Genomic DNA, 12,868 nt, shown 5'->3' with positions numbered 1-12,868 from the left:
CGACAAAAAACCTTCTCGATTCTCAATACCGGATTTCAAGTCTGATCAGGTTCAACGCCTTGTTCTTCCTCCGCTGGACCTTGATGATCCTTCAGTCCTCGTCGGTGAGGATCCGAATCCTGAATGCGTACTCATCGTGTACCGCGGCGCATACACGGATCGAGTCTGCGGTTCATTTCTGGGCTGGGTATATTCTCTCTGCACAGGCCTCTGGTTTCCTCGTGTTATAGACCCGGCGGACGACTGCCGTCCACGAATGACCCTGAAGGAGGATGCGGAATGACCGCGTGACCGGCCCTGATTTCCTTGATCATTGCCGCGGCCATTTCCGTTGTCTCTAACTCGAGGCTGCGGCTGCGAATCGGTGCTCCGAACTCTCGGCTGGTTGGTCGGGGTACTGGAATTATTTCCCGTGGACGAAGGTGTTGAAGTCCGCGTTCTTGTGTTAGGCGATTGGTTCGCGTTAGTCGAAGTATTAGAAGTTGAATTTGCATTGCCTACGTTTGCCGTTCCGACAGGCTGAACATACGGGACTGTCGTGCCGCCACCATAGCTCTCTCTGCCGGTCCGCGTATCAGTCAGAGGTCTGACTCTTCCGGTTGGATTCCCAGGCTGATATACGTATCCGTATCGATTCGGATAATACGGACTGTAATAGTAGTAAGGATTATAATACGGTCCGTAACCATTATAGTATGGCCCATAACCATTGTAACCGTACCCACTATAAGGTTCCCACCAGCCAGTGTACCATGGACTCGTTCCCCAGCCAAAACTTAACCAGAAATTGGAATGCCACCACCACGGGCTCGGAGTCCACCAGTTATCATAATAACCGTCGTAGTACGGATAGCCGTAGCCATAGTAATTGTAATTATTGATAATAGGCGCTCCAGTTGTATCGTAAGACGTGGCGGCGTATGAGCTGTCATAATAGTTCGATGGTGGACTTGAGTAGCTGTAGCCGCCATCTCCAGTAGCCGCAAACTCAGTATAGCAACTCGACAAACTGAGAGCGGTCAAAAATGAAATTGCTATTAGAAATAATCTCGTCTTCATAACACTCACCTCACTTTTTTGACGCAAAATTCCGTCTGACGCTTAATATTTCCTGCGTCAGTTCCCGTCTATTCAACTCCAAATCATTCTGAATTTTTTCCCCGACAAATCTACAAGCTGTTGTCAATGCTGCGTTCATCCTGCTTATCTCACGTCAATTTCATTAACAAACCCATTCAAAACAAGGTTCTTTCGAAGCCTTAAAATAATTTAATTACACCTTCATAGACGAGTGGATGCTATAAGAAGTTGCAAACAATTACCCCCCGATTAAGATCCAAATACCTTGCGGATGCCCCGAATCATATCGATTTGGACAGGTGAAGAGAAGTCCGGGTGTTACTCTTTACATCGTCTGGACATATTCAATCCGGACCGTACGAACGCTCTCTGTCTTCTTCAGATCAAACAAGTTTTTGTAATCGAACTCGACGGTAAATCCGTTTCCGACGCTCCACCTCACGCCTGCATTAAGGTAGCCTGGTCCCGGGTGCGCCAGGCGAAGGGTGTCGGTCAGGTTATCATTTAAGCCGAAATTATATTCTGCGATTACGGAGATATCACTCCCTATCGTCTTATCGGCGCCGACATAAAAATTTATGTTTTTGTTGCCGTCTTTGTTTTCCAGCGAATAGTTTATTCCACCATGCAGGCCGAAGTAACCAAGCATGTTAAAATATTTTGACCCAGCCGCAAAAAAACCCGGAGATTTGTACAGGTAACGATCATACCTTGAAACATACGGGTCTTTTCCCTGCGAATCGAAGCCGATAGCAATAGCCGGAAAATCCGCCGTCTCGTCAATTACGCGAAAGCGTATGTTCACTCCCGGCAGCTTGTTCCAGTCCACTGAACCTGACCCGATAATATTAGTACCACCATAGCTCAGTCCGAAAGTGAGTCGATTAAATGCCCCAGCCTCAAGCGACATCAACAGACCGCTCTGTTCATAGAAATTAACATCCATTCCGATCATCCCGTTATGCAATATTCCGGCGGTAGGCATATCGATCAAGTATCGAGCTTCAACTTGCCCGTCGCTTCCCGCGCTTCCATTGATGTTTCCCGCAGACGCCATGGAGCATATTAAAAATAATGACACTGTTGTGATGATAATTCTCATCAGCTTCTCCTTTTCAGTACCGAATAAATAGATTTGGATTGATGAATTATGTGTCTAACCTTTTTGATTTCTCACTCCATTGAATTCCGATCAAAATTCATCCTCTCCAAATACTTTCCGAATATTTTTCGGCAGTTCTACTTTTCCGTTATCGGTCTCCATCTCCGTGGTATCTTCCTCCCGTGTCGATGGAGCTTTCGGCGACGAATACTTCACTTCGGAAACAATCGTTTCCTTGTACTTCAAAACGGTTTCAACCAAATCCGCTCCCTCTTGCATTAACTCGTCGCCGTTGTACAGCAGCAATTTTCTGTCCTTACACACGAACTCGCCTTCAAGCATGACGTCCGAAACATCGGAATCTGTGTAATCCTCAATAAACGCGGCGGCCGCTTCATCCAGAGAGAACTTCTCTATCCTTCTCGCCGAATACTTTCTCGTGTCAACGAACGTGAAATTTGCCAGCTTTCCAATCTCTATGCTGCCGGATTTTGAGCCCATGTTGAACATGTCAGCGCCGTATCGAGTAGCGGAAACGAGCACCTCGTGCGGCGTTACTCCGAACTCTAAGAGTCGCTTCATCTCTTCAAAGAGTCCAGGAGTTTTCCAATTCGAACCGATTGCAAACTTTTCAAAAACATTTCTGATAGACCTGAAATTCTGCAATGAAAGCTCGGTCGGGGTCAGGACAACTTTTGCATCTTCACTCCTTGCAGCTCTCAACGAATTCGCCTGAGTACCGTTAAGTCCGACTAAAATCGTGTTCGCTCCCAACAGTTTGCTCTTCTTCAAGAGCTGGATAAGTCCAGAATTGAAATTCGACCTAGTTATGACAACGTCATCCTCACTCTCGTCCGCATGTGCCATGATCCAGCCGGGCGATTCAGAATTGATGCGCGCTACTGCGCTTAACCCGAAGAGCGTTAGATCTTTTTGATAAGGAACAGAGCCGCCGTACTTGAGATGCTTGTCCACCACTCTTTTGAGAAAAGAAGTTTGTGAATCACTTTCGGCAAAAGCAACCGCATCGATGCCCGCAAGCTTCAGTGCAGAGTACATTCCCCGAGCACCGGCTTCGTCACCGATCAAAGAAAACGCGATCCCGCTGACTCCGCACTGCAGTGCGCTGAAAAACGCAAGATGGTACAGCTTTTCAAAAAAGGCCTCGTTCTGCGATTCAACCGATAATTCCACATTAAGCAGTGAGTCCTCTCGCCACTGAGAGATGGGGTCCCTGGGTTCCACGGATCGACATACGATCGCTTCCGGATGGAAATGCGAATTAAAAAAGGTCGGGAGTATGATTTTTCCCTCAACGTCCTCTATCTCTGCCTCAGGATACTTTCGCTTCAGACCATCAAGGTCCCTGGAAAGATCGACGATAAGGTTAGCTCGAACAGCTATATTATATGCGCCGGCATCTTTTCGCTCGTTACATGTGAACGTATAACCGCCGGCGATGATTTTTGTTGTGTTCATGCCTCCTCCGGAAAATGGCTTCTCGCACTCATGGCAACCTATTCATAAATATTTTTCGCATCGCAGAACATACCCGGATCATTTCTGTGCAATGCGTATTGAAGACTTTCTCTATTTGTCGCGGCGCCGACACTGCCTTTAACATCCATGACAATATAATCAAGTTGGGACCATTTATCAGCGACAACGCCATTCTCTATGAAATCACGATCTCTCATTTCTGAACTTTATAAATTGTCGTACCGTCCTTCTTATCCTCGAGAACCACACCGATCTTCTGCAATTCGTTTCTGATGGTATCAGACAATTTGAAATTCCTGTCCTTTCTCGCATCGGCACGAAGATTAATCAACGTTTCAATCAACTTTTCTTCTAATTCCACATCGTGAGTTCTTTGACTTTCGGGGGATAAAATTCCAAGCACGCCGCCGGCAAGTTCATTTAGGAATGATAGCAGCGTTCCTGCAAATTCTTCGTTTGGCCTGTTCCCCGATGCCAGGAACGAGTTTACATCCTTCAGCATTTCAAACAGTGAAGCGATCGCTAAAGGTGTATTAAAATCATCTGCCATCGCGGCAAGCCACTCATTATAATATCGCTTCATGTTTACCGGCTCTTCCGGAAGGTTGTTCAAATCCAGCGGCATCCTGCTTTCCGCGATTGCTTCCTTGAGCTGCCGTACCACGTTTGTCAGTCGTTCAAGTCCCTTGCCTGCAGCTGCAACGGCTTCATCCGAATAATCAAGCGGACTTCGATAGTGGCTCTGAAGAATAAAAAATCTCAGAACAACCGGATCGTATTTTTTAAACGCGTCCTTCAACATAACAGAATTTCCGAGAGACTTGCTCATCTTCATCCCGTTCACAGTCACCAAATTATTATGAAGCCAATACCGTACGAATTGTTTCCCGGTGACAGATTCACTCTGTGCTATTTCGCACTCGTGGTGCGGGAACTGGTTGTCAATTCCACCTCCGTGAATATCGAAAGTCTCGCCGAGGTATTTCATGCTCATCGCGGAGCACTCAAGATGCCAGCCGGGGAAGCCGTCGCCCCACGGCGAGGGCCAGCTCATGATATGGCCGGTCTCAGCCCTTTTCCACAAGGCAAAATCGGAAGGATTCCTCTTGTCGCTCCTCAGCTCTACCCGCGTCCCGGAAACAAGATCTTCAAGTTTCTTCCCGGAAAGTTTTCCATAGCTCGGAAATTTTGTAATATCGAAATACACGTTGCCGCCGGCTTCGTACGCGCATCCTTTTTCGATCAGAACTTTTGCCATTTCAATCTGTTCCACGATATGTCCCGTCGCCCTCGGAGAAATGTTCGGTCTTTCGACGCCAAGCCTGTCCATGTCTTCAAAATAGCTCCGCATGAACGTCTCCACAATTTCCATCGGGTCTATCCGATCCTTCTTGGCGACTTTTTCGATCTTGTCGTCGCCTTCATCAGCATTATCGGTGAGGTGGCCGACATCAGTGATGTTCTGCACGTAGGTGACTTTGTAACCGAGGAATCGTAGAAATCGCACTATTACATCGAAGGAAACATAGCTCTTAGCGTGACCGATATGCGAGTCGTTATATACCGTCGGCCCGCACACATAAATTCCGACCCTGTCTTTTTCAAGGGGGACAAATTTTTCTTTTTGCCGAGTGAGAGTGTTGTAGAGATAAATATCAGTAGTCATTTCATCCCGATCAATTCTTTCGCCCCAGATATGCTTGCCTGCGTAACGTCATCGCCGCTGAGGAGTTTCGCCACTTCGAGCACCCGATCCTCGTCGGACAGTTTGCTCACCCGCGTAACTGCACGTTTTCCCTTCACGATTTTTTCTACCCTGAAATGGACGTCGGCCATTCCGGCGATCTGAGGAAGATGAGTGATGGTAATTATCTGGTGAAATCCTGAGAGGTTCTTCAAACTTCTTCCGACCTTCGCTGCGATCCTTCCGCTGATGCCGGTATCGATCTCATCGAAAACCAGAAGCGGAAGCCGGTCGCTCTTTGCGAGAATCGTCTTTAATGCGAGCATTATCCGAGAGATCTCTCCTCCTGATGCCACCTTCGCAAGCGGGCGCGGCTCTTCTCCGACATTTGTGGATACGAAAAACTCGACGATATCAAAACCTTTATCCGTCGTTTCGTAATAATCTCTCCCGAGCTTCGCAAAAGGCTTGTCGCAAACTGCATCTGCAGCCAACGCTGCTTCACCGCCATGATATTCCCTGTTTGCGATCTCAACATCAAATTTCGCTTTCTCGATTCCGATTTCGGCCAGTACCCCTACGATACTTTTCGTTATACGATCTGCGACCTCACGCCGTTTCGTGGAAAGCCGTTCTGCAATTTCGGAAACCTTTGCCCGTGCAAATTCGACCTTCGACTCCAGCTTTTGAATTTCCTCATCAAAGTTTTCCGCCAGTGCGAATTCTTTTCCGATTTTCTCCCTGTATTCAACTGCCGCCTCGAGCGAGCCTCCGTATTTTTTCCTGAACATGGTGAGCACACCGAGGCGTTCGCGGATTTCTTCCAGCCTCTGCGGGTTGAAATCAATTTTGCTGCTGTAACTCTGAACAAACCTCGTTATCTCATCGACGACGGCTTTCGCACTCTCGCTCTCTTCCTTTGGTGCTTCGAATGATTTATCGATCTGTGAAAGATCCTCAAGCTGGTTCCTGACGACGACAAGCTGGTCGTGGATCGAGCTTTCACTGTCGTACAGGATCTCGTACAATTTCGTCGTCGACTCGTAAAGCTTTTCAGCATTCTCCAGGATTTTAAGTTCCGCTTCGAGCTTATCCATTTCGCCAGGCACGGGATTAACGGCATCAATCTCTTTGATCTGGAATGCGTAAAGTTCTTTTTTTTCTTTGAGGGCATCCCGTTTCGAGATCAGACCTTTAACCTCATCGAGCTCTGAATTCAATTCGTGATATGATACACGGAAATCCTTTATGAGATTGTCAAGCCCGCCGAAATCATCTAGAAGATCGATGTGTGTTTCCGGCCGCAAGAGGGACTGATGCTCGTGCTGGCCATGGAGATCGACGAGAAAATCGCCGAGTTGTTTCAGCTGCGAGATTGGAATCGGGGTATCATTGGCAAACGCACGGCTCTGTCCTTTCTGGTTTACTTCTCTCCTGATGATGATCTCGTCGCCGCATTCTATCTCGCAACCTTCGAGCAAGCGTTGAACTTTTTTATTTCCGGAAATCGTGAAGACTCCTTCGACGATTGCTTTGTCGGCCCCGCTGCGAACTTCTTCTGAGGTGGCACGCTCGCCGAGAATTAGGTTCATCGCGTCGATGATGATGGATTTCCCGGCACCGGTCTCTCCTGTGATTATGTTCAGGCCGGTCTCGAACTCGAGATCGAGCTCGTCGATGAGGGCATAATTCTTTATTGAAAGGTTTCTGAGCATCGCCGTTTACTTGACAATAAAATATCTTGCTTCAGGATGGTGGACTATTATCGCGGTAGTGCTTTGTTCGGGCACAAGTTGAAACTCCTCCGTGAGCGTGACGCCGATTCTTTCCGGATGCAGAAGCTCGAAAAGTTTCGCCTGATCTTCAAGATTCGGACAAGCCGGATAACCGAACGAGTAGCGTGAACCCTGATACCCTTGTGCGAACAGCCGCTTCATTTCCGTCGCGTCATTAGAATGAATTCCAAGTTCGGTTCTTATAATCTTATGCCAGTATTCGGCAAGCGCCTCTGCACTCTCGACACTGAGTCCATGGAGATAAAGATAATTCTGATAACTCCCATCTTCAAACAAATGTTTCGTGTATTCGCTCGCCTTCGCACCGATCGTCACAACCTGCATCGCGATAACGTCGAAGGTTCCCGAATCGACCGATCTGAAATAATCCGATATACAGAGAAACCTATCATCACTCTGTCTTGGGAACTTAAATCGCACCCACTCAACCAGATCTCTTGTGTTGCCCTGCTTAAATTTCCATTTGGTAAAAAGATCTTTTTCATCCTTCGGACGATAGATCACAAGATCCTCGCCTGAAGACTGACACGGGAAATATCCGTAGACAACCTTCGGCTCAAAAAGCTTCTCCCTCTTGGCAATGAGCTTTTGTTCATCAAGTGCAGGGTAGACTTCCGATTCGAGAAGTTTATTATATTCTTCTTCCTTTTTTCCTTTTTTCGAAAACTGCCATTGACCGCGTATGAGAGCGACTTCGTTCAAATATTCCCAGATCTTTTCAAGTTTCATGCTGTTGACGACCGCACTGCCGTAAAATGGAGGCGTCGGAACAGGGACATCCTTTTTAACCCTCGAATTCCGTCCCGACTGTAGAACTCCGGTCGGGATTAAATTCCGGATCTCAGGTCCATGTTCTGCCCCCCTTCCTTTGTCCGCCGCAGTTGCCTTGTTGTTCAGTTCAAGCGACTTGTTCAGAGAGGTAGATGAAGTCTCGACATCTTTTAACTCCGCGACGTCGATTTTCCCTGACTTAATCTCCTCCATGAAGTGCAGTCCATCAAACGCATCATTGGCATAAGAGAGGTAGCCATCATAGATTTTGCGTAGATCCTGCTCGACGTACCTGCGAGTCAGCGCCGCGCCGCCGAGGACGACCGGAATTCTTATCCCTCGCTGCCGCATCTGTTCAAGATTCTCCTTCATCACGACAGTGGACTTGACGAGCAAGCCGCTCATCCCGACCGCATCCGCCTTGTTCGCTTCCGCAGCTTCGATGATTTGCTCGATCGGGACTTTGATACCGAGATTGATGACTTTGTATCCGTTATTCGTCAGAATAATATCAACGAGGTTCTTGCCGATGTCATGAACATCGCCCTTCACGGTGGCGAGCACCATGGTGCCTTTCTGCATCCCCTCGACGCGTTCCATAAAAGGTTCGAGGAAATTGACTGCAGTCTTCATCGTCTCCGCCGACTGCAAAACGAACGGAAGCTGCATTTGCCCGCTTCCGAACAGATCACCGACAGTCCGCATACCGTCAAGCAAAATTTCGTTTATGATTTGCAGAGGAGAGTATTTTTCCAATGCCCGTTTCAGATCATCGTCGATTCCAATTCTGTCACCGTCGACGATGCGCCTCTTGAGCTTGTCTTCTAAGGAAAGCGATTCTCCGTCATCCCTCTTCGCCTGGGCCTTGGCATTCGCATAATAACTCATAAGCTCGATAAGCGGATCGTATGTGCATTTAAGTTCGGCCATTACATCTAACAAATATTTTTGATTGCTAAGAAAGTAAAGCTGCGCCCGGGAAATTGCACGGCATTAAGTTTCTACAGTCTCAAATTTTCTCTCATCGAAAATCAACTGGCGGGAAATTTCCCTCCCGCGCTCGTCGATCTTGTACAGCGGCATTATCTTCTGAGCGTTCACGATTGATAAATCGAGCCCTGCCTCAATGGCATAATGCAAGAAAACCGAGTTCAGAACATGTCTTGCGTGAGCGTTCAGTCCAAACGAAGCATTCGAGACACCGAGAAGCGTGTACGCCTTCGGAAATTCTTTCTTGATCATCCTGATCGCTTCGATGGTTTCAATACCCGCCTTCCGAAATTCTTCGTCGCCCGAGCCGAGAGTAAACGTGAGCGTGTCGAAAATCAAGTCCTCCTCACGCATTCCGTATTTATTGATCGCAAGATCGCGGATTCTTTTTGCCACTTGAAATTTTTTCTCCCTGGTTTTTGCCATTCCGGATTCGTCGATTGTCAGCGCCACCACCGCGGCTCCGTATCTTTTGCAAAGCGGCAGGACATGGCGCATGCGCTCCTCGCCGTCTTCAAGATTTATGGAGTTGACGACCGCTTTTCCGGCGTATCGTTTCAAAGCTTCTTCTATCACCCTGTATTCCGTCGAATCTATCATAAGCGGCAGTGCAACCTGCGTGTTGAACCGCTTCACTACTTCCTTGATGTCGCGGACTTCATCCCGTCCGACATAGGCAACACACAAATCGAGTATGTGCGCGCCCTCTTTCATTTGTTCCTTCGCCAGCTGCACCATGGCGTCATAATCTTCGGCAAGGAGCAGCTCTTTGAATTTTCTCGAGCCGTTCGCGTTGCAGCGCTCGCCGACAATTACAGGCGGCGGGTCAAGATGGAGCGCTACGCTCGAATAGATCGAAGACACCGATGGAGCGTAATTATACTCCCTTTTCTTCGGTCTCGATTCAGACGCAATCTTAACGAGCCGCGCTATATGCTCGGGCGTGGTGCCGCAGCATCCGCCAATCATGCTTACGCCAAATTCATTCACGAATCTTTTCATCCAGAATTCGAGTTCATCCGGCGTAAGATGGTAGCACGCCTGCCCGCCAATGTTCTCCGGGAGTCCGGCGTTGGGCATCACGAAAACCGGCTTCGGAGAATTCTCGCAGAGGTAGCGGACATTTTCTTCCATTTCCTTCGGGCCGGTTGCGCAGTTCATTCCGAAAACGGTGACAATATCGTATGGCTCGATCGTTGTCAAGGCGGCGGAGATTTCCGTCCCCATCAGCATCGTTCCCATCGTCTCGATGGTGATTGAAGCGACGACGGCGATGTCCCGCTCCGTTTCTTCCAGGTATTCCTGTATCGCAGCAAGCGCCGCCTTGGTCTGCAGCAAATCCTGGCAAGTCTCGACGATCAATAAATCTGCTCCGCCATCGGCAAGCCCCTTCACCTGGACTTTATAAGAATCCCGCATCGCATCGAACTCGATATGTCCGAGCGAGGGGAGCTTTGTAGTCGGACCCATCGAACCGGCGACATATCTTTTCTGGCCCTTGCCGGAATATTTATCTGCGGCTTTACGTGCAGTCTCGGCGGAGCGCTTGTTTATCTCGTACGATTCCTCCGCAAGCCCGTACTCTGCGAGGACAATCGATGTACCACCAAATGAGTTAGTCTCTATTATATCCGCGCCCGCTTCGAGGAAACCGAGGTGCACTTTCTCAGTCGCTTCTGGCTTGACGATGTTGAGATACTCGTTGCAGCCTGAGTACTTCTCGCCGCCGAAATCGGCAGAAGTCAGATTCTGATTTTGCAGGCTTGTACCTGTTGCACCATCGAACACAAGTACCTTATCTTTAAGAATGTTTAGAAGTTCTTTACCGGTCATTTGGTGAGCCTCTTGCTCAGACGCTCTGTTTTTATCCAATTTAGCTTTAGAAGCGCGGAAATTCAAATAAAACACTAGTTCCGTTCAGATCCACTCCCCTCTAACTTAACGGCAACATAACTTCTTCCTAACATCAGGTTCATGCAAATATCTTAATTAATAACAAATGTTGAGTTGTCGCATTCGCGCGTTTCTTTTCTTAATAGCGAGCGCACTTCTTGTCTCCTTCCGCGTTGATGCCCGCGAGAAAATCGAAAATGACTCTTCGAGGACGAACACCATCATTAACCTTACGTATAATTGTGAGTTCAATCATGCACTGACATTCGTCGATGATCTTGCAAGCGAAGATACCGCATCTTTAAAGTGGAAATTCTTCCGGGCTTTCGTGTTATGGCAAGAGGTGATTTTCATTGACAGCGTCGGAGCCGCAGACCAAAACGTCGAGGCACAGTTCAGCAACTCGATCGGGCGGGTCATAGATGACGCAGAGGTGCAGCTCTCTCAGAATCCATCCGATACAACGGCGCTGTTTTATGCCGGCTTCAGTCTCGGTGTCCTTGCAAAGTTCGATGCCGCGAAAGGTGACAAGTGGAAGGCCGCCCGCGAAGGGAATAAAGGCTTGTCCTACCATAAAAAGCTCATATCGATTTGCCCAAGATGGTACGACGCCTATTTCAGCGGGGCATTGTTCAATTACTACACATGTGTGCTGCCGTGGTATCTGAAGCCTCTTCTCTTTTTCCTTGGGCAAAGCGGATCAAGGGACATGGCATACGAGTTATTGACTCTTGTCAGCTCGAAAGGCTCGATCGCGAAGTACGAAGCCGACAACATCCTCGGCGAACTTTATGAAAGAGAATTGAAATTCGATTCCGCATCAACCGTATATTCCAAATTGATCTCCCAGTTTCCGAAAGCCACTCTATACTATGTGGACAGAATTTTATGGTCGCTTACGGAGGCGAACCGGTATCAAGAGGTTGTACAGAAGTGCAAAGAGACGATAAAGATTTTACCTACATGGCATCTGTCACACTGGGATTCACTTTATGTAGGGAAGATCTATTTCAGACTGGCAGATGCTTACGAAAAGCTCGGCGATTACGGAAACGCCATGGGAACCTACGGTGAATTGATCGATCATTACGTAACAATTAGCGAAGTTTCGGAAGCCCATTTAAGTATAGGACGGCTTTACGAGAAGGCAAACGATTCGCAAGACGCTATTCGTGAATACATATGGGTGGCAAACAAAGCCGACAGCCCGCAGCTTTCAAAAGAAGCAAGAGAGAGACTCGAAAATCTCGGAGTAAGATAGGCAGAGTCCCCGTCTAAAAAATGGGCAGGAAACCTCCCACCCATCCTGTTGACAAAATCAGAAATGTTTCATCCTCTACAAAAGAATGGCAATGCCGAGGAGAAGCCGACGACCATACACATGACCAGTGAATCCGGAAAAATTCTCGCTAAATCCTTGATACCGGTATTCTAATCTGATAAGGCCTCGTCCTCCGAAAGCCATTACCTTCGCACCTAGCCCCACATTTAAAACGGAAACGTCGGTACTGTTCTTTGTTGCTCTTGTCATCGGTTCGTAAAACGGGATCCCATCACCCAAGCCATAACCTAGCAGAACAAACGGGACGACAGGCCAATATCCCATCTCAACGCCGTAAGAAAGGTTTCCACTTATGTCTGCCGCGTTTATTCCTTTTGTTCGCCCGTAAGACAATTCCGGCTCTATAGAAAGTCCTTCGCCAAGTATCGGGTAGAATCCCGAGCGAAAATCAAAGGAGACATATGAATTGTTCGAGCTTATAGAATTCACATCGCCGGAGAGCGACAATTCCCACCTGGGCAAAAATCCCTGACAAAGAGCCATGGCAGGAAAAAGAAGTATTACAAGAAGTGTTTTCATTTTTTACTCCTTCCGAAATTATTTTGTGTAACTCACAAATAAACAAATAAAAACTGACCCAAGCAAAACCGTGTGTGACGTTTCATCGTGCGAGACGACGATAAAACCCTATTCACACTCGTAATTCGCTTTCGAAATCGTTCCTATCTTCCGGAATCCCTTGCTGCTTAAGATAACCAAAGCCACAGAAA

The 12,868-nt window shown here is 47.8% G+C and carries 10 protein-coding genes; 1 reads left to right on the top strand and 9 read right to left on the bottom strand.

Features of this window, described 5'->3' with window-relative positions; all coding sequences use genetic code 11:
* Positions 1 to 51 precede the first annotated feature (51 nt).
* From VLX91_03255 to VLX91_03220, 8 genes are all read right to left on the bottom strand, one after another.
* Positions 52 to 1,059, bottom strand: a complete 1,008-nt coding sequence (locus tag VLX91_03255) for a hypothetical protein (GenBank protein ID HUI29210.1) — start codon at positions 1,057 to 1,059, stop codon at positions 52 to 54.
* A 346-nt stretch (positions 1,060 to 1,405) separates the two neighbouring features.
* Positions 1,406 to 2,182, bottom strand: a complete 777-nt coding sequence (locus tag VLX91_03250) for a YjbH domain-containing protein (protein HUI29209.1) — start codon at positions 2,180 to 2,182, stop codon at positions 1,406 to 1,408.
* 90 nt (positions 2,183 to 2,272) lie between these two features.
* The gene (locus VLX91_03245; protein ID HUI29208.1) at positions 2,273 to 3,661 is read right to left on the bottom strand and encodes an amidohydrolase family protein; all 1,389 of its coding nucleotides are present in this window, start codon (positions 3,659 to 3,661) and stop codon (positions 2,273 to 2,275) included.
* 38 nt (positions 3,662 to 3,699) lie between these two features.
* A complete protein-coding gene (locus tag VLX91_03240; GenBank protein ID HUI29207.1) occupies positions 3,700 to 3,879 on the bottom strand; it encodes a hypothetical protein in 180 nt (59 codons plus the stop codon).
* Positions 3,876 to 5,348, bottom strand: coding sequence for a cysteine--tRNA ligase (gene cysS / locus VLX91_03235; GenBank protein HUI29206.1), 1,473 nt, complete (start codon positions 5,346 to 5,348; stop codon positions 3,876 to 3,878). The genes VLX91_03240 and cysS overlap by 4 nt, the downstream gene beginning before the upstream one ends.
* Positions 5,345 to 7,081 (bottom strand): DNA repair protein RecN, encoded by a 1,737-nt coding sequence (gene recN / locus VLX91_03230; GenBank protein ID HUI29205.1) that lies wholly within the window; start codon positions 7,079 to 7,081, stop codon positions 5,345 to 5,347. The genes cysS and recN overlap by 4 nt, the downstream gene beginning before the upstream one ends.
* 6 nt (positions 7,082 to 7,087) lie before the next feature.
* Entirely contained in the window at positions 7,088 to 8,863 is a 1,776-nt protein-coding gene (locus VLX91_03225) for a vitamin B12 dependent-methionine synthase activation domain-containing protein (protein ID HUI29204.1), read from the bottom strand.
* A gap of 63 nt (positions 8,864 to 8,926) precedes the next feature.
* Positions 8,927 to 10,756, bottom strand: coding sequence for a homocysteine S-methyltransferase family protein (locus tag VLX91_03220; GenBank protein HUI29203.1), 1,830 nt, complete (start codon positions 10,754 to 10,756; stop codon positions 8,927 to 8,929).
* Between the two features lie 166 nt (positions 10,757 to 10,922).
* Here VLX91_03220 and VLX91_03215 point away from each other — a divergent pair, with 166 nt between their 5' ends.
* A complete protein-coding gene (locus VLX91_03215) occupies positions 10,923 to 12,077 on the top strand; it encodes a tetratricopeptide repeat protein (GenBank protein HUI29202.1) in 1,155 nt (384 codons plus the stop codon).
* Between the two features lie 75 nt (positions 12,078 to 12,152).
* On the opposite strand, the gene VLX91_03210 is transcribed toward VLX91_03215, so the two are convergent.
* Positions 12,153 to 12,677: an outer membrane beta-barrel protein gene (locus VLX91_03210; protein HUI29201.1), complete on the bottom strand. Its 525-nt coding sequence runs from the start codon at positions 12,675 to 12,677 to the stop codon at positions 12,153 to 12,155.
* Between the last annotated feature and the right edge of the window lie 191 nt (positions 12,678 to 12,868).

Source organism: Candidatus Acidiferrales bacterium (assembly GCA_035515795.1).
In the GTDB taxonomy this organism is placed as follows: Bacteria; Bacteroidota; Ignavibacteria; order Kryptoniales; family JAKASW01; genus JAKASW01.
Note: the sequence above shows the minus strand (reverse complement) of the source record. Positions and strands in the feature narration are given on the sequence as shown.